This is a genomic window from Candidatus Rickettsia tasmaniensis (assembly GCF_036857515.1).
Lineage (GTDB): Bacteria > Pseudomonadota > Alphaproteobacteria > Rickettsiales > Rickettsiaceae > Rickettsia > Rickettsia rickettsii.
On sequence record NZ_JAQCNX010000002.1, the window covers coordinates 39231 to 59344 of the forward strand.

The window sequence follows — 20114 nt, forward strand, 5'->3', positions numbered from 1 at the left end:
TAATCTAATCCCGTTTCTTTCTTAAAAAAGCCGGTATGTCATGAATATCAGACTCTTTATTATCTTGATCTAGAGTACTAACAACAACGTTTTTGCGTTCTAAAGTTTGATTATTTGAAGCACGCAGAGAACCCCATATTTTTCCTAAAAATGATGGTTTGGGTGAGTCATCTTCAGATTGGTTGAAAGTATTGGCATGTAACCCTAGCTCTTTTTCATTTCCGATAAAATTTTGATTTATTGGAGCGTCGGTAATTTCAATATTTTCGGTACTGTAGCTGTTAAAATCAGGAATTTCTTCTATTTGTGTAGGTTGTGCTATAGCTTTATTATAAGTTTCCTCAGGAACTATATTGGTAGTTTCAGCTATTGCAGGTTTATATGTCGGTACTTTATCGGCATCAATACCGGTAGCAACAACTGATACTCTGATAATTCCTTTTAATTCCGGATTAAATGTTGAACCGAAAATAATATTAGCATCAAGGTTATCTACTTCTTCTCTAATTCTATTAGCAGCGTTGTCAACTTCAAATAAGGTCATGTCGGAACCGCCGGTAATATTGATTAATACACCTCTTGCACCGCACATTGAGCTATGATCTAGCAGTGGATTTGAAATTGCAGATTCTGCTGCTTTAATAGCTCTATCTTCGCCACTAGCTTCACCTGTACCCATCATTGCTTTACCCATTTCGCTCATTACTGCTTTAATATCGGCAAAATCAAGATTAATAAGTCCCGGCATAATCATTAAATCCGTTACTCCTCTAACGCCTGCATGTAATACGTCATCTGCCATTTTGAAAGCATCGGCAAACGTCGTTTGTTCATTAGCAATACGGAATAGATTTTGGTTCGGTATTACAATTAAAGTATCAACGAATTGCTGTAATTCAATAAGTCCTTTATCGGCAGTTTTCATACGATGACCGCCTTCAAAATGGAAAGGTTTAGTTACTACCCCAACCGTAAGGATGCCTAGTTCTTTAGCAATGCGTGCAATAATCGGTGCAGAACCGGTACCTGTACCACCGCCCATACCTGCCGTAATAAATACCATATTGCTATTTTCTAGGTAATTACGAATTTCGCTTTCTGATTCTTGAGCAGCAAGTGCTCCAACCTCAGGAGAAGCTCCTGCCCCAAGACCTCTAGTCGTAGAAACACCGAGTTGTATTTTGTTAGTGCATAAAGAATGTTCAAGCGATTGTGCATCAGTATTAGCTACTACAAAATTAGCACCTTGCAGATTAGCACTAATCATATTATTTACTGCATTACTACCTGCACCCCCAACGCCGAAAACTGTAATGGTCGGCTTTAATACTATATTTTCAGGAGCTTTGATATTTAGAACCATGATACTCTTTTATTTTATATAATTAATGTTTAAGTATAATAAAAGATTTAGAAATTTCCATAAACTTTTTATGAAAAATGTGGATGATTTTCTTTTATAGTGAATTAGCTTGAATTAGGGATGATTTATAAGAAATATTTTATTTTTTTAAGGGCATAGCGAATACCGTTAATGCTAATCCATTTACGGTATGAGATATGTTCTTAAAAAATTAAAAGATGATATAGAAATTGTCCATAATTCAAGTTAATTCACTATAAAATAGCGGAATGCCGTATTATGACATGTTTTGATTAATGCTTTATGTTAGTGGCCATAGGAAGTCCTTCATGCATGGCAGTTAATAAATAAGTTGTATCATATGCAGTAAGCTTGTTGGCTCTTGCAGTTTGTATAATTTCATGTATGGAAAAATTTAAATTTGATATATTAAGGGGGAGAGAGTTTAAAAAATCTATAATTTTAATAACCTCTACTGATTTTATTCTAGCACGTTTTTCTGCTATTAATATTACATTAGTTACTTCAAGTCTCTAAAGAGGCGGTACTATCACTCTAAACTTATAACAATAATCTAATGTAAAATCTGAATATTTATCACGTTCATCATACAAGAACCATGAGACAGTTATGGAGCAATCGGCTATAAACGGTTTAGAATTCACCATTTTCTACCTTCATCTCTAAGCTCTTTAATAGTATAAGGAGCCAATGTTTTGCCTTTACGGAATTCTCTTATTTGCTCTACTATATTATCCATTTTAGGTTTTTGAGTTATAATTTTTGCAACCGGCGTATTATGCTTACAAATGGTAATTTGCTCTCCGTCTTGTACACGCTGTATTAGATCGGAAAAATGAGTTTTTGCTTCGAGTAGGTTAATTTGATTAGATAAATTTTGTTTCACATAGGTAATATAATAAATAGACTAATTTAATATTATCCTATTTATAAGATTTTGTACAGTAATATTAATAATTTAAATTAATATCTTTATATAAAACCTAAGATTGACCAACCATTTTTTCAGGTACTACTATTTTATCAAATTCTGCTTCCGATAGAAGATTGAGTTTTTTAGCTGCTTCTTTTAAAGTGATCCCGTGCTTATGTGCTTCTTTAGCAATTTTTGCGGCATTATCATAGCCTATATGCGGATTAAGAGCTGTAACAAGCATTAGAGATTTATCACGTAAATCATTAATGCGTGCTATATTGGGTTCTAATCCTTTAACACAGTGAGTAACAAAGCTGTTTACGCTATCGGATAACAGCTCTATAGATTGTAGGATATTGTATATTATTACGGGTTTAAATACGTTAAGTTCAAGATGTCCGTTTGAGCCGGCAATAGTAACCGTAACATGATTCCCCATCACCTGACTGCACACCATTGTTAAAGCTTCGACTTGTGTAGGGTTTACTTTACCGGGCATAATAGAAGAACCAGGTTCATTCTCAGGTAAATGTAGCTCACCAAGACCGCATCTTGGACCGGAGCCGAGCAGTCTTATATCATTTGCTATTTTCATTAAGCTAACTGCTATAGTATTAAGAGTTCCTGAAAATTCTACTAGTGCGTCGTGAGCAGCTAGACTTTCAAATTTATTAGGAGCCGTCTTAAAGGGTTGTTTAGTAAACTCTGCCACTTTCTCAGCAAATTTTATATCAAAGCCTATTTTTGAGTTAATACCTGTACCGACTGCCGTTCCTCCTTGGGCAAGTAGATAAACTTTTTGTAGTGCATTTTCTATGCGTTCTAAAGCATACTCTATTTGTGCAATATATCCGGAGAATTCCTGTTTAAGAGTTAAAGGAGTTGCATCCTGCAAGTGGGTGCGTCCTATTTTTATGATTTTGTCCCAATCTTTTGACTTATCCTGCAAAGAGGTAAGTATATTATTCAAAGCTGGTATCAGTTGCTGTTTAGTTGCAAGTACGGTTGCTATATGCATAGCGGTTGGAAAAGAGTCGTTGGATGATTGTCCTTTATTAACATGATCGTTAGGATGTACCGGAGATTTGCCGCCTTTCTTGCCTGTTAATTCTTCGTTGGCAATAGAGGCAATAACCTCGTTCATATTCATGTTTGTTTGCGTTCCTGAACCTGTTTGCCAAACTACTAAAGGAAAATTATCCTCAAATTCGCCTTCTAAGATTCTATCCGTGGCTTTATCTATACTTATAGCGATTTTAGCTTCTAAATCACCAAACTCATGATTAACCTGTGCTGCACATTTTTTTAAAATAGCAAGAGCACGAATTAAAATTTCAGGCATTTTTTGCTTGCCTATTTTAAAATTTTCTAAAGATCTTTGAGTTTGAGCCCCCCAATAAAATTTTTCTTCTATTTGAATTTCTCCAAAAGAATCACTTTCGGTTCTGTAATTTTTCATAAATTGTTAAATGTTATATAATTATCTATTTTTTTCATAAAATGATCACTTACTGCATTCAAGTCTAATTGCTGGGCTAATTTAGCAAAGCTATAATATAATTTGTCTGTTAAAGAAGCTTTTTTTAGATTCTTAGCAATAAATATTAATGTGCTTTCTATCATAAGATTACGATTAAAACTATAAAATTTTTGCCAATGTTCATTATATTTAGGTTCGAAAGATGCTATATAATCGGAATATATAGGTTTAGTAATTACTGCTTTACCTTGATATATATCAAATATAATATCATTAATTAATCTTTCATTCTTGAGGTTATTGATCACTTTATCAAAAAAATTGTTTAATATAGCTGTTGTTATCTCTTTTTCTGTAAGTGCATTTATAAATATGTCTAATTGTTTTTCAAAACTCTCGATAATTTGTTCATTTGGTCCCCTTTTCATGACTTTTCTCTCAAATTAATTGATATAATAAAAGTTTATGACTTTAATTTTAGTAGACTAAATATTTATATCGAAGTAAATAAAAAACAATATTTGATTTATTAAAAATATTATTTATGTAATGAATGAAAAATTATAGAAGCGGCATTTGATACATTAAGACTTTCTACTCTCTGAGAAATAGGGATTTTGGCTAAATAATCACATGTTTCTGCGACTAATCTTCGTATGCCTTTATCTTCTGAGCCAAATACCAATACTATTTTGTCGGAAATTAATTTATCGGTAAAGTAGTCATTTGCAGAACCTGTTAGACCTATAATCCAAAAGCCGTGTTTTTTAAGATAATTCATACATGAGCGTAAGTTAGTAACTTTAATTATAGGTATTAATTCTAAAGTACCGCAAGCCGCTTTAGCAATGCCGCCGCTTTCATTCGGAGAATTATCTTGAGGTAATATTATAGCATTTATATCAAAAGCAGCGGCACTACGAATAATTGCTCCAATATTTTGTGTGTCTGTTATTTGATCAAGAATCGCAATTTTACATTTTGGATTTGTTATATCTATGTCCTCTAAATTGTAAGAAAAAATTGGTCTAATTTTTGCAGCTATTCCTTGATGTGTTTGGTTTTCCAGTAATTTAGATAAAATATCGTTATTAACAATTTCATAAGATCTAGTACCTATTAATTTTTTGTTTGTATCAAAAATTTCCCTAGTGCATAAAATATTGTCAATTTGACGTTTTGGATTATTTAGAGCAGAAAATACAGGATGTTTACCATACATATAATAACAATGTTTAGAATCAAGTTTTTTATTTTGCATCTTATTGAAAACCGTTAGTAATTTGTTCTTGACAGAAACTACTATTTATTATAGAAAGTTACAACTAAATAAATGTGCAAGCTGCTATTTGTTTATTTGATGATTCGGCAAGAAGTTTTATTAAGTCCTAATACTAATTATATATTGTATTTTACAGTGAATTAGTCTATTTAATACAGTAAAGTTCTTTAGGAGGGGTGGCCGAGTGGTCAATGGCAGCAGACTGTAAATCTGCCCGCGTAAGCGTTCGAAGGTTCGAATCCTTCTCCCTCCACCACTTAAATGGTTCAGGGAAGCATATCATTTTATTTAAAAATAAAACATAATTGTGTATATTTATAAATCTGAATAAAATTGATATAGCACTGTTAACAAAATAACTTTGAAATTATTTTATTATCATAGTGCCATAAATGCGGGTGTAGCTCAATGGTAGAGTTCCAGCCTTCCAAGCTGGCTGTGTGGGTTCGATTCCCATCACCCGCTCCAGAGATAGTGGTAACAAATAAATTTAGCAAAAAAATGCACTTATAAAAAATTAACTTGTATTAAACCTAAAAAATTGTAGAGAGTAATAATATGGCAAAAGCAAAATTTGAACGAACTAAACCGCACGTTAATATAGGTACGATCGGTCACGTAGATCACGGTAAAACTTCCTTAACGGCAGCAATAACTATAGTACTTGCTAAGACAGGTGGAGCACAAGCTACAGCGTATGATCAAATTGATGCTGCTCCTGAAGAAAAAGAAAGAGGTATAACTATTTCTACTGCACACGTAGAATATGAGACTAAAAATAGACACTATGCACACGTAGATTGTCCGGGACACGCTGACTATGTAAAGAACATGATAACCGGTGCCGCTCAGATGGACGGTGCAATATTAGTAGTTTCTGCTGCTGATGGTCCTATGCCGCAAACTAGAGAGCATATATTACTAGCAAAACAGGTAGGTGTGCCTGCTATGGTAGTATTCTTAAATAAAGTAGATATGGTGGATGATCCTGATCTATTAGAACTAGTAGAGATGGAAGTAAGGGAATTATTATCAAAATATGGTTTCTCGGGTGATGAAATACCTATTATTAAAGGTTCTGCACTTCAAGCTTTAGAAGGAAAGCCTGAAGGTGAAAAAGCTGTTAATGAGCTAATGGATGCAGTAGATGGCTATATACCGCATCCTGTAAGAGCTACGGATAAACCTTTCTTAATGCCGATAGAAGATGTATTCTCTATTTCAGGAAGAGGTACTGTTGTAACTGGTAGAGTAGAGTCAGGAATAATTAAGGTAGGTGAGGAAATTGAAATAGTCGGTCTAAAAGATACGCAAAAAACTACCTGTACCGGTGTAGAAATGTTCAGAAAATTACTTGATGAAGGACAAGCCGGAGATAATGTCGGTATATTACTACGCGGTACAAAAAGAGAAGAAGTTGAAAGAGGACAAGTTCTCGCAAAACCTGGTAGCATAAAACCGCATGATAAGTTTGAAGCTGAAGTATATGTGCTTAGTAAAGAAGAAGGTGGACGTCATACCCCATTTACTAATGACTATCGTCCGCAGTTCTATTTTAGAACAACAGACGTTACCGGTACAATAAAATTGTCTGCTGATAAGCAGATGGTTATGCCTGGAGATAATGCTACTTTTACAGTGGAATTAATTAAACCGATTGCGATGCAGGAAGGGTTGAAATTCTCTATACGTGAAGGTGGTAGAACAGTGGGTGCCGGCGTAGTAACTAAAATAAATAATTAATTGATTTTATAAATACCTATTATTAAAAAATAATAGGTATTTATATTTTAAGATGTAATAAGACATTTTTCCGAACCGGCTTATAGAGAAGAATTTGAAGGAGGTACGGAACGCAGAACCGCAGCGTATATAACAGACGTGAGGATTCGAGTACCGGATCGACGTACAAATTACCTCTAGAAGTAAGGTTTGGAAAGATGTCTAAAAAAACATCTTGCTGTTTAAATATTAGGTTTACTGAATGAAAAATAAAATCAAAATTCGTTTAAAATCATTTGATCACCGCAGCCTTGATCAAGCTACAAAAGAGATAGTGAGTGCTGTTAAAAGAACGTTTGCTAACATTAATGGCCCTATTCCGTTACCTAGAAAAATTGGAAGATTTACCGTAAATAGGTCTCCTCATGTACATAAGAAGTCAAGAGAGCAATTTGAAATTAGAAAGCATAAAAGATTATTAGTTATAGGTGATCCGAATCCGGCGGTTGTCGATGCTTTAAGTAAAGTTGATTTAGCAGCAGGTGTTGATGTAGTGATTGAATTAGAGAGTGGAGAATAAATGAGAACCGGTATAATTGCTCAAAAAATTGGGATGACTAGTGTTTTTAATGATAAAGGCGAAAGAATTTCTTTAACATTAGTAAAAGTTGATGATTGTCAAGTAGTAGGACATAAAACTCTAGCAAAACATGGATATAATGCTTTGGTTATAGGTGTAAAAGATAAAAAAATATCTAGAGTAACCAAACCTATGAAACAAGTTTTTGCTAATGCTAAAATATCTCCTAAAACTAAATTAAAAGAATTTAGAATTTCTGAAGAGAATTTTATTGATATAGCAGCAAGTCTAGAAGTAGACCATTTTACAGCAGGACAATTTGTGGATATAACGGCAACTACTATAGGTAAAGGATTTGCCGGTAGTATGAAAAGACATAATTTTAGAGGTCTTGAAGCTTCTCACGGTGTTTCGATATCCCATCGTTCGCATGGTTCTACAGGACAAAGACAAGATCCAGGAAAGGTTTTCAAAGGCAAAAAAATGGCCGGTCATATGGGATGCAACCAAGTTACTATTCAAAATTTGAAAATATTTGCCGTTGATAAGGAGCGTAAGCTTATTATGATTCAGGGTAGTATACCCGGTCACAAAAATTCGTATCTTTCAGTAAAAGATGCAATAAAAAAGATTTCAATAACTGTATAATAGATATTTAGACATGTTTGTTGAGGTTAAAGATTATCAAATTAACAAAACGCCATGCAATATTATTTATATAAAAGTTTTATATAAGACTGTATAAGGTTAAATAAAGATGAAAACTAAAATATTAAGTCTTGCTAATGAAGAAGTTGGTGAGATTAGCTTAAATGAAGATATATTTGCTGTTGAATTTATCAGAGATGATATAATAAAGCAGGTTATTGATTGGCAGAGAGCCAAGGCAATGTCCGGTAACCACAAAACTAAAACAGTATCAGAAGTATTAGGAACCACAAAAAAACCTTTTAAGCAAAAAGGTACAGGTAATGCAAGACAAGGCTCCCTTAGATCGGTACAGATGCGTGGTGGTGGTGTAGCTCATGGACCTAGAGTACGTAGTCATGCAACAAAATTACCTAAAAAAGTACGAAAACTTGGTTTAATTCATGCTTTATCCGAGAAATGCGCTGAAGGAAAATTATTAGTAATAGATTCTTTAAAGCTAGATAAGCCTAAAACTTCTGCTCTTGTAAATATATTAAACAAATTTCAAGGGAAAAGTTTCTTTGTAGTAGACGGGAATGAAGTAGATATTAATTTTTCTTTAGCTGCAAAAAATATTTATAATACTGTGATTGTTCCACAAATAGGAGCAAATGTTTATGATATAATACGACATGAATATGTCCTATTATCACAAGAAGCAGTGAGCGTTTTAGAAGAGAGGTTAAGATGAGTTCTTATAAATACTACGATTTAATTAGAAAACCTATTATTACAGAAAAAACTACAACCCTTTCGGAACAAAATAAATATGCTTTTTATGTAGATAAATTTGCTGAAAAACTTACCCTTAAAAAGGCTATAGAAGAAATATTTAAAGTAAAAGTAAAAAAAGTGAATATTTTAAACGTTAAAGGTAAGAAGAAAAGATTTAAAGGAATTATAGGGACTCAAATCAATAGAAAGAAAGCTATTGTTACATTAGAAAAAGACCATAATATCGATTTTGCCGGAGGAATTAAATAAATGGCTTTAAAAAACTTTAATCCAATTACTCCTTCTCTTAGAGAGTTAGTTCAAGTTGATAAAACTAGTTTATGGAAAGGCAGACCTTTAAAATCTTTGACCAAAGGTATATCTAAAACCGGTGGACGAAATAATCAAGGTAGAATTACTTCTTGGCACAGAGGTGGAGGACACAAAAAATTATATCGTATTATTGATTTTAAAAGAAATAAAATCGATATTTCTGCTATTGTTGAAAGAATAGAGTATGACCCTAACAGAACTGCTTTTATTGCTTTAATAAAATATGAAGATGGGGAATATTCTTATATTCTAGCACCACAAAAATTATTTGTAGGTGATAGAGTAATATCAAGTCAAGATGCTGATATAAAAATAGGAAATTGTTTACCTTTAAAATTCATTCCTATCGGTACTACTTTACATAATGTTGAAATGAAAGTCGGTAAGGGCAGTCAAATTGCAAGGTCTGCAGGTACTTCAGTAGATCTAGTGGGTAAAGATTCAGGATATGCTCAGATTAAATTAAGATCAGGTGAATTTAGGTTAGTACCTTTAGATTGTAAAGCTACTATAGGTAGTATATCTAACCCGGATCAAAAAAATATTAATTTAGGCAAAGCAGGTAGAAATAGATGGCTAGGTTGGAGACCGCATGTTAGAGGTGTAGCAATGAATCCTGTAGATCACCCTCATGGCGGTGGTGAAGGTAAAACTTCAGGAGGTCGCCATCCTGTTACTCCTTGGGGATTCCCAACAAAAGGTAAGAAGACACGTAAAAATAAACGTACTTCAAAATTTATCGTAAAGAAAAGAAAGTAGATTTTAAATTAATTAGGTATTAGTATGGCACGTTCAATATGGAAAGGGCCTTTTGTAGACGGTTATTTAATAAAGAAAGTTCAAAAATTAATGGAATCAGGTAAATCTGAAATGATTAAAACTTGGTCTAGAAGATCAACGATTTTACCTATTTTTGTAGGGTTTACCTTTTCTGTTCATAATGGAAATAAATTTATTCCGGTTTCTGTAAATGAAGAAATGGTTGGAAGAAAATTAGGTGAGTTTGCTCCTACTAGAACATTTCACGGTCATGGAGCAGATAAAAAAGTCAAAAGAAAGTAAAGATTTATATGGTACAGGAAAATAAAAATTTTGCTACGGCACAAGCTAAATCTATTAGAGTAAGTTCAAGGAAGCTCAATTTAGTTGCAGCCTTTATTAGAAATATGAAAGTATCTGAAGCATTGGTACAATTAACTTTTTCTCCTAAAAGAATTGCAAAAGTTGTAAAAGATTGTTTACAATCTGCTGTTGCAAATGCTGAAAATAATTTAGGTCTAGATATAGATAGATTGGTTATTACTAAAGCGACTGTAGGTAAGGCTTTAGTAATGAAAAGAGTTATGCCAAGAGCAAAAGGAAGAACAACTAGAATAAATAAGTTTTTTAGTAATCTTTATATAACTGTTACAGAAAAAGAGGATAATTAAAATGGGGCAGAAAGTTTGTGCACATGGTTTTAGAGTTGGACCGACTTTAATTAAAGGTTGGGATTCCGTATTATATGCAGAAAAACATTATAAAACTCTTTTTATACAAGATTTAAAAATTAGGGATTTAATAAATAAGGGTTTTAATCAAGCTCAAATTAGCAGAGTTTTAATTGAACGCCCTTCTAATAAAAGTATTATTATTAATATTAATGCCAAAAAACCAAACATCATTATCGGTAGAAACGGTAGTGAAATTGATAAGCTAAAAAAAGCTATCGAGAAAATGACTTCTTTAAAAGAAGTTTATATAAATATTCACGAAGTTAGAAAATTTAATATAGATGCTGCTATAGTAGCTCAAACTATAGCACTACAGCTTGAAAAAAGAGTTTCTTTTAGAAAAGCTATGAAAACAGCAATTCAGGCTTCATTTAAACAAGGTGGACAAGGTATCAGGGTTAGTTGTTCAGGACGACTTGGAGGTGCTGAAATTGCTAGAACCGAATGGTATATAGAAGGAAGAATGCCGTTACATACTTTAAGAGCTGATATTGATTATTCAACAGCTGAGGCTATAACTACTTATGGAGTTATAGGGGTTAAAGTGTGGATTTATAAAGGTGAATATACAGAAAATAAAAGATATAATTAATTTTAAGTATTAAAATGTTAGCTCCGAAAAAACAAAAATTTAGAAAAGCTCATAAGGGTAGAGTGGCTTCAAAAGCAAAAGCAGGTACGACGCTTGCTTTTGGATCATTTGGTCTAAAATCTATAGACGGTTGGCGTGTTACTGCAAGACAAATAGAAGCAGGAAGAAAAGCTGCTACTAGATGTATGAAAAGGCAAGGAAGATTATGGATTCGCATTTTTCCGGATGTTCCCGTTTCTAAAAAGCCTGCCGAAGTAAGAATGGGTAAAGGTAAAGGTTCTGCTGAATTTTTTGCAGTTAGAGTTTCGCCTGGAAGAATTATGTTTGAAATTGAAGGGGTAGAAGAAAATGTTGCACTTAGAGCTTTGGAGCTTGCAAGTGCAAAATTACCTGTTAGAACAAGGATAGTGAGACGTTATGAATGATTTAAAATTATTAAGAAGTAAGTTATCTACTGAAACAATAGAAGAGCTTTATAAAAACCTTAATCTTTTAAAAAAAGAATTGTTTAATTTAAGGTTTCAACAAGCTTTAGGTGAGTTAAAAAATACTAGTAGGTTTTCGTTAGTCAAAAAGTCTATAGCACGTATTAAAACTGAATTAACAAAAAGAGCTAATAGTGAGGAATATTAAAATGCCGAAAAGAGTGTTACAAGGTGTGGTTATAAGTTCAAAAGCTAATAAGACGGTTACAGTAAAAGTAGAAAGAAAGTTTAAGCATCCTATTTATAAAAAATTCGTGAAAGTATCTAAAAAATATGCTGCTCATGATTCAGAACATAAGTATCAAGAAGGAGATAAAGTTAGTATAATTGAAAGTCGTCCTATCTCAAAAACCAAAACATGGGTAGTGGTAAATGGGGAATAAAGTTTTTTAATCTTTGACTTTATAAGGTAGATTATTTATTTTATGTCTCGTGTATAAAAAATTGGAAGTAGTTTATGATTCAAATGCAGAGCATCTTGGAAGTTGCAGATAATTCCGGTGCTAAAAAAGTTATGTGTATTAAAGTTTTAGGTGGCTCTCACCATATGGTGGCAAAGCTGGGTGATGTTGTAGTTGTATCTGTTAAAGACGCTATACCCGGCGGTAAGGTTAAAAAGGGTGATGTTTATAAAGGCGTGATTGTTCGTACAAAGACTGGAGTAGTAAGACCTGACGGTAGTACAATAAAATTTGATAAAAACGCGTTAGTGCTTTTGAATAAACAAGATGAACCTATCGGTACTAGAGTTTTCGGTCCTGTTACAAGAGAACTTAGAGCAAAAAAATATGTTAGAATAATGTCGCTTGCAGAGGAAGTGTTATAAATGATTAAATTAAAAGTAAAAAAAGGTGATGAAGTTGTTGTTATTACCGGAAAGCACAAAGGAAAAAAAGGTAAAATATTAAAAGTTTTCCCGGAGGACAGTAAAATAATTGTTTCTGGAGTAAATTTAGTAAAAAAGCATACTAAATCTAATCAAATGAGTGAAGGCGGGATAATAACTAAAGAATTACCTATACATATCTCAAATATTGCACACATCGATCCAAAAACCGGTAACCCTACCAAGGTAGCTTTTAAATTCTTAGAAGACGGTTCTAAGGTTAGAGTGGCAAAGAAATCAGGGGAAATTATCGGTAAGGAAGGTAAATAATGTTAAGATTTAAAAAATTATATCAGCAAAAAATTATTGAAAACTTACAAAAAAAATTTTCTTATAAAAATAAACACGAAATACCGCAAATTAAGAAAATTGTTATAAATATGGGAGTAGGGGAAGCAACAGTCGATTCCAAAGTAATTAATAATGCAGTAAATGATCTTACTTTGATTTCCGGTCAGAAGCCGGTTGTAACGTTAGCAAGAAAATCTATTGCAACTTTTAAGTTACGCGAAAATGTGAAAATAGGTTGCAAGGTTACATTACGTAAAGATAGAATGTATGATTTTTTAGAGAGGTTAGTAATTGTTGCATTACCCCGTGTTAAGGAATTTCGCGGTTTTTCTTATAAAAGTTTTGATGGTAAAGGAAATTTTACTTTTGGATTAAAAGAGCAGATAGTTTTTCCTGAAATTAATTACGATAAAATCGATACAATAAGGGGTATGGATATTACAATCGTTACATCTGCTAAAACAGATCAAGAAAGTAAATTTTTGTTATCAGGGTTTAATTTACCTTTTTATAATTAATTTTTAGGATATATATAATGGCAAAAGTAAGTTCTATAAAAAAGAACGAAAATAGGAAAAAAAAATCACAAAGTTTACATAATAAACGTTTAGCACTAAAAAGTAAAATTTATGATAAAAATATTTCATTAGAAGAGCGTTTTTCTTTGGTAATGTCACTTGCACAATTACCTAGAAATTCATCATCTACTAGAATAAGAAATAGATGTGAGCTTACAGGTAGACCAAGAGGTGTTACAAGAAAGTTTGGTATATCGAGGAATAAGCTTAGAGAATTAATAGGTAGAGGCTTAGTTCCCGGTGTAGTTAAGTCAAGTTGGTAAAAGTCGATAGGTAAATCATATGTCAATGACGGATAATGTAGCAGATATGTTAACTAGAATTAGAAATGCTTATAAAAGCAAATTGATAAATGTTTCTTTTCCTAGTTCTAAAATTAAAACTTCAATTTTAGATGTTTTGCAAAAAGAAGGTTATATAAAAGATTATATAACTACTCAAAAAAATAATATTAGTTATACTGAGGTAGCTTTAAAATACTCTGTTAATGGCAATGCTTCTATATGCGAAATGCATAGAGTATCAAAGCCTGGAAAAAGAGTATATTCTGCTATCAAAGATTTGAAAGGATATTATAATAATATGGGTATATATATTCTTTCTACTCCTTACGGTGTTATGTCTGATAGAGAAGCTCATATTAAAAATGTCGGCGGCGAAGTAATTTGTAAAGTATTTTAAGGTAAAAAAATGTCACGTGTTGGAAAATTGCCGATTACTATACCTGAAGGTATAAAAATTGGTTTAAATGATTTAGAAGTAAAAATATCCGGACCTAAAGGCGAATTATCAAAAACTTTTAAAGGTAATATAGCAATTTCATTGGCAGAAAATAAGCTTTTAGTAAAACCTTTAGCCGCAAATAAAAATGCACGTGCTATGTGGGGTACTGCAAGAAGCATAATATCAAATATGGTTACCGGCGTTAAAGAAGGTTTTAAGCTTAAACTCGAAATTAACGGAGTCGGTTACAGGGCGATGGTAAAAGGTAAATATTTAAATTTAATGCTTGCTAAAAGCCATAATACAAAAATTGAAATACCTTCAGATATTAAAATAGAGATGCCCAAGCAAAATATTATTATTCTTGAAGGAACAGATAAAGAAAAATTAGGACAATTTGCTTCAATTATTATAAAACAGAGACCACCTGAGCCTTATAAAGGAAAAGGAATTAAATTTGAAAATCAATTTATACCGCGTAAAGAAGGTAAGAAAAATTAAATTTAAGAGTTAAATATGCGTAGTGCTAAGCTAAAATTTGAAAAAAGAAGAAGTAGAATAAGACATAAAATATCTAAAACATCTAATAGAGTTAGATTATCAATATTTAAGTCAGGTAGACATATATATGCACAAATTATTGATGATTCTAAGTCTATAACAATTGCTTCTGCTTCAACTTTAGATGAGAAAATAAAAAAATTAAAAAAATCTCATTGTAATATTGAAAATGCTATCAAAGTAGGCGCAGAAATAGCAAAAAAAGCTGATTCTGCAGGGATAAAAGACGTAGTGTTTGATAGAGGTGGATATAAGTATCACGGTGTTGTAAAAGCTCTAGCTGATGCAGCTAGAGAGAAAATAAAATTTTAGGTTATAAGGTTGTAGTAATGTCTAAAGTTAAAAAAAATGACGAGACTTTAAGTGAAGTTTTAGTTGATGTAAATAGAGTTACAAAAGTAGTAAAAGGCGGTAGAAGCTTTGCTTTTTCTGCTTATGTAGTGGTCGGTGATAAAGCCGGCAGAGTCGGAGCGGGACACGGAAAAGCTAAAGAAGTAAATGAAGCTCGAGGAAAGGCAAAACAAGCTGCTAAAAAGAGAATGATGAAAGTGCCGTTATATCAAAATAGGACTATTCACCATGACGTTGTCGGTAAAAGTGGAGCTGCTAAAGTGATTTTAAGAAGAGCTAAAGCAGGTACAGGCGTTATAGCCGGAGGATCTATGAGAGCAATTTTTGACTCTTTAGGCGTTCATGATATTGTTGCTAAATCAATAGGTTCAACGAATGTTTACGCAATGATTTCTGCAACATTTGATGCATTAAATAAACTTGCATCACCAAAATCTATTGCTATGAGAAGAGATAAAAAAGTAAATGAAATATCTGTAAAATCTGCTGACATTCAAGTTAATGAATAATGTTGCGTAAGTAAGGTGAAGTTATGAATAATAAGATCAATAATATAAAAATTACTCAAGTTCAAAGTGCTATAGGTCGTAAGTATAATCAAAGATTGATATTAGCTGGGCTTGGTTTAAACAAAATTAATAAGAGCGTTATTCTTGCAAATACTAATTCAATCAAAGGGATGGTTGAAAAAGTAAAGCATTTGTTAAAAATAGAAAATATGTAATTAGAGTTTTTAAATGAAATTAAATGAATTATATAATAATATAGGTGCTAAAAAAAATAAGAAAAGAATAGCACGCGGTATTGGTAGTGGTAAAGGAAAAACCGGTGGTAGAGGAATTAAAGGTCAAAAATCTAGATCCGGCGTTGCAATAAAAGGTTTTGAAGGTGGTCAAACACCTATGATCAAAAGACTACCTAAAAGAGGATTTAATTGTATTTCAACTAAAAAATACAATATAATAAATATTTATAATATTGAAGAAGCATTAGCCGATGGGCGTTTAAGTGCTGATGATACTATTACGAAAGAAAAATTGGTAGAAGCCGGGGTAGTTAATAATAAAAATAATAAGGAATTAGTAAAATTATTATCTATTTGTAGTGATGATTTCGCTGCGCCTCTATCATTAAAATTAGATGCTTATTCTTCTAAAGCTAAGGATTTAATCGAGAAAGCGGGTGGAAAATTATTATAGTATATGGGACAGAATTTTTCTAAAAAATCCGGTAATGATTTAGTTAGTCGCATTGTTTTTACTATTCTCATTCTTATAGTATGTAGATTTGGGTCTTTTATACCTATACCTGGTATAGATTCAATTGCTTTAAGTAGTGTGGCTGCAAAGAATCAATCCGGAATACTCGGAATGTTTAATATGCTATCCGGAGGATCGCTAGGTAGAATGTCCATTTTTGCTTTAGCAATTATGCCGTATATTACCGCCTCAATTATTATCCAATTAATGTCAGTTGCATATAAACCTTTGGAAAATTTAAAAAAAGAAGGGGAAGTCGGCAAAAGAAAAGTAAATCAGCTATCGAGATATTTAACGGTGCTGCTTGCTTCTTTTCAGGCTTATGGAGTTGCTCTAAGTTTAGAGCCGATTGTAACAAATACCGGCCCTGTAGTAATTTTAGCGGGTTTTTTCTTTAGAGTTACAACCGTAATTACTTTAGTTGTAGGCACGATGCTATTAATGTGGTTAGGAGAACAAATTACACAACGCGGAATAGGTAATGGTACGTCTTTAATTATATTTATAGGTATAATTTCGGGAGTACCTAGTGCTATTATTAGTATGTTTGAATTATCAAGAAAAGGAGCATTATCGCCTTTAATAGCGATAGCTGTTTGTATTGGAGTAGTTGTATTAATAGCTATAATTATATTTTTTGAAAAAGCCCAAAGAAAATTATTGGTGCAGTATCCTAAAAGACAAGTAGGAAATAAAATTTATGGAGGCGAAGCAACCCATATGCCTCTCAAGTTAAATACTTCTGGTGTAATACCTCCAATATTTGCTAGTTCAATTTTACTATTTCCTGCTACGCTTGCTAATTTTTCTAATAGTAATTCAGAAACTATGGGCATGCTTACTTATTACTTAGGGCATGGAAAACCTGTATATATTTTATTATATGTAGCATTAATTATGTTTTTTAGTTTTTTTTATACTGCAATAGTATTTAATTCTGAAGAAACTGCTAATAATTTAAGAAAATACGGTGCTTATATTCCAGGTAAAAGACCAGGAAAAAATACGTCTGATTATTTTGATTATATACTTACAAGGCTTACGGTTATAGGTGGGATATATTTAAGTGTAATATGTGTAATTCCGGAGCTATTAATGAATAAATATGTAATCTCTCTTGCTTTAGGAGGTACAAGTTTTTTAATTGTAGTGAACGTGGTACTTGATACTCTGACTCAGATTCAAACTTACTTATTTAGTAGTAAGTATGAAGGTTTAATGAAGAAAGTAAAATTAAAAAATTAAAAATGAGCTTAAATAGTGATAGTAATTTTTTTAGGTCCTCCAGGAGCGGGAAAGGGAACACAAGGAAAAAAGATAGCTAAAAAAATTGATTTACCACATATAGCAATCGGTGATATATTTAGAACAATTATTAAAACATCAACTAGTGAAGCAGAGTTAATTAATAATTATGTTAAGCAAGGGGAGCTTATCCCTAATGAAATAGTTAATCAAGTAATCAAAAATTTTTTATTATCCTCTGAATATAAAAACGGCTACATATTAGATGGGTATCCGCGTAATTTAGAGCAAGCGAAATTTTTTGAATCATTTATTAAAGAAAAAATTAAAATAATATATTTTGGTGTTTCAGATGAATTATTAATTAAAAGAATTTTAGGAAGATATAGTTGTAAAAATTGCGGTAAAATATATAATACTTACTTCTTGCAGCCTAAAACTGATAATGTATGTGATGTTTGCGGTTCAAGTACATTTGATTATAGAAAAGATGATAATGAAGAAGTAATAAAAAAAAGAATTGAAGTATATAAAACAGAAACATATCCGTTAATAGATTATTATAAAAATAGTGGTAATTTTTATATAGTTAATGGAAGTAAAAATGAACAAGAAATAGAAATTGATATACAGAAAATACTAAAAATAAATTGACTTTATCAAAGATTTTTATATTATTTTTTAGTTACCAGTAAAATTTTGGAGATTATTTGTGGCAAGAATTGCAAGTGTTAATATTCCTGATAATAAACGTTTAGTTGTGAGTTTAACTTACATTTACGGTCTTGGGCCTACTATGGCAGCAGAGATCTGTAATAAAGCAAAAATATCGAAAGATAAACAAGTGAAAGAACTGACAGATCAAGAGTTAATAAGCTTACGTAATATTATTGAAAGTGAGTATAAAGTTGAGGGTGATTTAAGACGAGAAGTTACGCTTAATATTAAGAAAAAGAAAGATATAAGATGTTATCAAGGACTTAGACATATACGTAAGTTGCCGGTGAGAGGACAGAACACGCATTCTAATGCTCGAACTAGAAAAGGTAAAGCTATTGCGATAGCCGGAAAGAAAAAAGCTGTAAAATAATAGTTTAAGTATAGAGTATAAATAATGAATCAGACGGTTAAAGTTAAAAAAAAGAAAAAAACTATCACTCTTGGTGTTGTGCATATCCGAGCATCATTTAATAATACTATAGTAACATTTACTGATATCCAAGGTAATACTATTTCTTCTGCATCGGCAGGAGGTAATGGGTTTAAAGGGGCAAGAAAAGCAACACCTTATGCAGCTCAAGTAACAATTGATAGAGCATCGGAAAAAGCAAAAGAATATGGTCTAAAAACTATTTCTATTAGGATTGGAGGACCGGGGGCTCAGCGTGAATCAGCAATGAGAGCTTTATTCGGACAAAATTTTGTGGTTACATCAATTTTAGATGTATCGTCAATTGCTCATAATGGAGTAAGACCGCCAAAAAGAAGAAGAGTATAAGAGAATCATAGGTATTAAATGTTATCGTTAAGTAAAAATTGGAATACTTTAATAAAGCCGAATAAAGTCGCTTATGAAAATTTTCCAGAAACCAATAATAAAGCTAAAATTGTAGTTGAACCTTTAGAAAGAGGTTTTGGTTTAACACTCGGTAATGCTATGAGAAGAGTATTACTTTCTTCTTTACAAGGAGCAGCTATCACTTCTATAAAGATCCCTGCTATAGAACATGAATTTTCTTCTATACCCGGTGTAAAAGAAGATGTATCGGAAGTGATTTTAAACATTAAAGGTATTAAAGTAAAAATGCATGTTGCAGAAAAATGTATCATAAAATTAAAAGCAACAGGGCCTTGTGTTGTAACGGCTGGTATGATTGAAACAGGTCATGATGTAGAAATACTGAATCCTGATCATGTAATTTGTGATCTAGCTAAGGACAAGCAGTTTGAAATGGAATTAACTTGCAAGGTTGGTAAAGGATATGTACTTAGCACAAATAGTTATGAGGATAATTTACCTATTGGTGAAATAGCTATAGATGCTTTATTTAATCCGATAAAGAGTGTTACTTATAAGGTAGAAAATACTAGGGTAGGTCAGGTTACCGATTATGATAAATTAATTATGTTTGTAGAAACTAACGGTGATTTATTACCTGAAATGGCTGTAGGTTTAGCTGCACGTATTTTACAGGAGCAATTACAATTATTTATTTCTTTTGAAGAACAGGAAGAAGATAAGCAAGTTAAAACTGATGTTTTACCATTTTCACCTTATTTACTTAAGAGAGTCGATGAATTGGAATTATCGGTTAGATCGGCAAATTGTTTGAAAAATGATAATATAATATATATAGGGGATCTAGTAAAAAGAACGGAATCCGATATGCTGAGAACTCCAAATTTCGGTAGAAAATCTTTAAATGAGATTAAAGAAATATTGGCAAAATTTAATTTAAGATTCGGTATGGATGTACCGGATTGGCCACCGGAAAATATTCAGGAATTATCTAAACGTTATGAAGATTCTTATAATTAAGGACTAAAAA

At 32.0% G+C, this 20114-nt stretch carries 32 protein-coding genes, 2 tRNA genes and 2 pseudogenes; 30 read left to right on the forward strand and 6 right to left on the reverse strand.

Features of this window, described 5'->3' with window-relative positions; genetic code table 11:
• Positions 1-4: 4 nt before the first annotated feature.
• The 6 genes and pseudogenes from ftsZ to rlmB all read right to left on the reverse strand — a co-directional run bounded on the left by ftsZ (position 5) and on the right by rlmB (position 5041).
• A complete protein-coding gene (gene ftsZ / locus O6R16_RS00715; protein ID WP_499679586.1) occupies positions 5-1363 on the reverse strand; it encodes a cell division protein FtsZ in 1359 nt (452 codons plus the stop codon).
• A gap of 340 nt (positions 1364-1703) precedes the next feature.
• A pseudogene (locus O6R16_RS00720) lies at positions 1704-2031 on the reverse strand (type II toxin-antitoxin system VapC family toxin).
• The gene (locus tag O6R16_RS00725; RefSeq protein WP_499679587.1) at positions 2025-2270 is read right to left on the reverse strand and encodes a type II toxin-antitoxin system Phd/YefM family antitoxin; all 246 of its coding nucleotides are present in this window, start codon (positions 2268-2270) and stop codon (positions 2025-2027) included. Before O6R16_RS00725 ends, O6R16_RS00720 begins: the two are co-directional and overlap by 7 nt.
• Positions 2271-2367: 97 nt before the next feature.
• A complete protein-coding gene (fumC, locus tag O6R16_RS00730; protein ID WP_499679588.1) occupies positions 2368-3759 on the reverse strand; it encodes a class II fumarate hydratase in 1392 nt (463 codons plus the stop codon).
• The gene (locus tag O6R16_RS00735) at positions 3756-4208 is read right to left on the reverse strand and encodes a hypothetical protein (RefSeq protein WP_499679589.1); all 453 of its coding nucleotides are present in this window, start codon (positions 4206-4208) and stop codon (positions 3756-3758) included. The genes fumC and O6R16_RS00735 overlap by 4 nt, the downstream gene beginning before the upstream one ends.
• 110 nt (positions 4209-4318) lie before the next feature.
• A complete protein-coding gene (gene rlmB, locus O6R16_RS00740) occupies positions 4319-5041 on the reverse strand; it encodes a 23S rRNA (guanosine(2251)-2'-O)-methyltransferase RlmB (protein ID WP_014120998.1) in 723 nt (240 codons plus the stop codon).
• A 191-nt stretch (positions 5042-5232) separates the two neighbouring features.
• Here rlmB and O6R16_RS00745 point away from each other — a divergent pair.
• The 30 genes and pseudogenes from O6R16_RS00745 to O6R16_RS00890 all read left to right on the forward strand — a co-directional run bounded on the left by O6R16_RS00745 (position 5233) and on the right by O6R16_RS00890 (position 20104).
• Positions 5233-5318: transfer RNA gene (locus O6R16_RS00745), tRNA-Tyr, on the forward strand.
• Positions 5319-5456: 138 nt separating this feature from the next.
• Positions 5457-5530, forward strand: a tRNA-Gly gene (locus tag O6R16_RS00750).
• A 90-nt stretch (positions 5531-5620) separates the two neighbouring features.
• Positions 5621-6805 carry an elongation factor Tu gene (gene tuf / locus O6R16_RS00755; protein ID WP_499679590.1) on the forward strand — a complete coding sequence of 395 codons (1185 nt, stop codon included), beginning with the start codon at positions 5621-5623 and terminating at the stop codon, positions 6803-6805.
• Between the two features lie 60 nt (positions 6806-6865).
• Positions 6866-7008 (forward strand): annotated as a pseudogene (locus tag O6R16_RS00760) (palindromic element RPE1 domain-containing protein); the annotation flags it as partial.
• A 38-nt stretch (positions 7009-7046) separates the two neighbouring features.
• Complete coding sequence (rpsJ, locus tag O6R16_RS00765) at positions 7047-7364, forward strand: 30S ribosomal protein S10 (RefSeq protein ID WP_012153050.1); 318 nt, start codon at positions 7047-7049, stop codon at positions 7362-7364.
• A complete protein-coding gene (gene rplC, locus O6R16_RS00770) occupies positions 7365-8012 on the forward strand; it encodes a 50S ribosomal protein L3 (protein ID WP_499679591.1) in 648 nt (215 codons plus the stop codon).
• A gap of 109 nt (positions 8013-8121) precedes the next feature.
• On the forward strand, positions 8122-8745 hold the full coding sequence (rplD, locus tag O6R16_RS00775; protein WP_499679592.1) for a 50S ribosomal protein L4: 624 nt from the start codon (positions 8122-8124) through the stop codon (positions 8743-8745).
• Positions 8742-9038, forward strand: coding sequence for a 50S ribosomal protein L23 (gene rplW / locus O6R16_RS00780; protein WP_014120997.1), 297 nt, complete (start codon positions 8742-8744; stop codon positions 9036-9038). The genes rplD and rplW overlap by 4 nt, the downstream gene beginning before the upstream one ends.
• Positions 9039-9860 carry a 50S ribosomal protein L2 gene (rplB, locus tag O6R16_RS00785; protein ID WP_499679593.1) on the forward strand — a complete coding sequence of 274 codons (822 nt, stop codon included), beginning with the start codon at positions 9039-9041 and terminating at the stop codon, positions 9858-9860.
• A 24-nt stretch (positions 9861-9884) separates the two neighbouring features.
• Positions 9885-10163, forward strand: a complete 279-nt coding sequence (gene rpsS, locus O6R16_RS00790; RefSeq protein ID WP_008580964.1) for a 30S ribosomal protein S19 — start codon at positions 9885-9887, stop codon at positions 10161-10163.
• Positions 10164-10171: 8 nt separating this feature from the next.
• Positions 10172-10531, forward strand: a complete 360-nt coding sequence (rplV, locus tag O6R16_RS00795) for a 50S ribosomal protein L22 (protein ID WP_499679594.1) — start codon at positions 10172-10174, stop codon at positions 10529-10531.
• Between the two features lies 1 nt (position 10532).
• Positions 10533-11186, forward strand: coding sequence for a 30S ribosomal protein S3 (gene rpsC / locus O6R16_RS00800; protein WP_014014632.1), 654 nt, complete (start codon positions 10533-10535; stop codon positions 11184-11186).
• A 14-nt stretch (positions 11187-11200) separates the two neighbouring features.
• Positions 11201-11611, forward strand: coding sequence for a 50S ribosomal protein L16 (gene rplP, locus O6R16_RS00805; protein ID WP_499679595.1), 411 nt, complete (start codon positions 11201-11203; stop codon positions 11609-11611).
• A complete protein-coding gene (rpmC, locus tag O6R16_RS00810) occupies positions 11604-11819 on the forward strand; it encodes a 50S ribosomal protein L29 (protein WP_017442483.1) in 216 nt (71 codons plus the stop codon). The genes rplP and rpmC overlap by 8 nt, the downstream gene beginning before the upstream one ends.
• Position 11820: 1 nt before the next feature.
• Positions 11821-12054, forward strand: a complete 234-nt coding sequence (gene rpsQ / locus O6R16_RS00815; RefSeq protein WP_499679596.1) for a 30S ribosomal protein S17 — start codon at positions 11821-11823, stop codon at positions 12052-12054.
• Positions 12055-12128: 74 nt separating this feature from the next.
• Positions 12129-12497, forward strand: coding sequence for a 50S ribosomal protein L14 (gene rplN / locus O6R16_RS00820; RefSeq protein ID WP_499679597.1), 369 nt, complete (start codon positions 12129-12131; stop codon positions 12495-12497).
• Positions 12498-12827 carry a 50S ribosomal protein L24 gene (gene rplX, locus O6R16_RS00825; RefSeq protein ID WP_499679598.1) on the forward strand — a complete coding sequence of 110 codons (330 nt, stop codon included), beginning with the start codon at positions 12498-12500 and terminating at the stop codon, positions 12825-12827.
• The gene (gene rplE, locus O6R16_RS00830; protein WP_499679599.1) at positions 12827-13366 is read left to right on the forward strand and encodes a 50S ribosomal protein L5; all 540 of its coding nucleotides are present in this window, start codon (positions 12827-12829) and stop codon (positions 13364-13366) included. Before rplX ends, rplE begins: the two co-directional genes overlap by 1 nt.
• A gap of 17 nt (positions 13367-13383) precedes the next feature.
• Positions 13384-13689 (forward strand): 30S ribosomal protein S14, encoded by a 306-nt coding sequence (rpsN, locus tag O6R16_RS00835; RefSeq protein ID WP_499679600.1) that lies wholly within the window; start codon positions 13384-13386, stop codon positions 13687-13689.
• A 19-nt stretch (positions 13690-13708) separates the two neighbouring features.
• On the forward strand, positions 13709-14107 hold the full coding sequence (gene rpsH / locus O6R16_RS00840; protein ID WP_499679601.1) for a 30S ribosomal protein S8: 399 nt from the start codon (positions 13709-13711) through the stop codon (positions 14105-14107).
• A gap of 9 nt (positions 14108-14116) precedes the next feature.
• A complete protein-coding gene (gene rplF / locus O6R16_RS00845; protein ID WP_004997822.1) occupies positions 14117-14650 on the forward strand; it encodes a 50S ribosomal protein L6 in 534 nt (177 codons plus the stop codon).
• A 15-nt stretch (positions 14651-14665) separates the two neighbouring features.
• Positions 14666-15022 (forward strand): 50S ribosomal protein L18, encoded by a 357-nt coding sequence (rplR, locus tag O6R16_RS00850; RefSeq protein WP_499679602.1) that lies wholly within the window; start codon positions 14666-14668, stop codon positions 15020-15022.
• Positions 15023-15039: 17 nt separating this feature from the next.
• On the forward strand, positions 15040-15570 hold the full coding sequence (gene rpsE, locus O6R16_RS00855; RefSeq protein WP_014014625.1) for a 30S ribosomal protein S5: 531 nt from the start codon (positions 15040-15042) through the stop codon (positions 15568-15570).
• Between the two features lie 23 nt (positions 15571-15593).
• A complete protein-coding gene (gene rpmD / locus O6R16_RS00860; protein ID WP_499679603.1) occupies positions 15594-15785 on the forward strand; it encodes a 50S ribosomal protein L30 in 192 nt (63 codons plus the stop codon).
• Positions 15786-15798: 13 nt separating this feature from the next.
• Positions 15799-16260 (forward strand): 50S ribosomal protein L15, encoded by a 462-nt coding sequence (gene rplO / locus O6R16_RS00865; RefSeq protein ID WP_499679604.1) that lies wholly within the window; start codon positions 15799-15801, stop codon positions 16258-16260.
• Between the two features lie 3 nt (positions 16261-16263).
• Positions 16264-17565 (forward strand): preprotein translocase subunit SecY, encoded by a 1302-nt coding sequence (gene secY, locus O6R16_RS00870; RefSeq protein ID WP_499679605.1) that lies wholly within the window; start codon positions 16264-16266, stop codon positions 17563-17565.
• Between the two features lie 15 nt (positions 17566-17580).
• The gene (locus O6R16_RS00875; protein ID WP_499679606.1) at positions 17581-18219 is read left to right on the forward strand and encodes an adenylate kinase; all 639 of its coding nucleotides are present in this window, start codon (positions 17581-17583) and stop codon (positions 18217-18219) included.
• A gap of 58 nt (positions 18220-18277) precedes the next feature.
• Positions 18278-18655: a 30S ribosomal protein S13 gene (gene rpsM / locus O6R16_RS00880; protein ID WP_499679607.1), complete on the forward strand. Its 378-nt coding sequence runs from the start codon at positions 18278-18280 to the stop codon at positions 18653-18655.
• 24 nt (positions 18656-18679) lie between these two features.
• The gene (rpsK, locus tag O6R16_RS00885; protein ID WP_008580920.1) at positions 18680-19063 is read left to right on the forward strand and encodes a 30S ribosomal protein S11; all 384 of its coding nucleotides are present in this window, start codon (positions 18680-18682) and stop codon (positions 19061-19063) included.
• An 18-nt stretch (positions 19064-19081) separates the two neighbouring features.
• Complete coding sequence (locus O6R16_RS00890) at positions 19082-20104, forward strand: DNA-directed RNA polymerase subunit alpha (protein WP_499679608.1); 1023 nt, start codon at positions 19082-19084, stop codon at positions 20102-20104.
• Positions 20105-20114 lie beyond the last annotated feature (10 nt).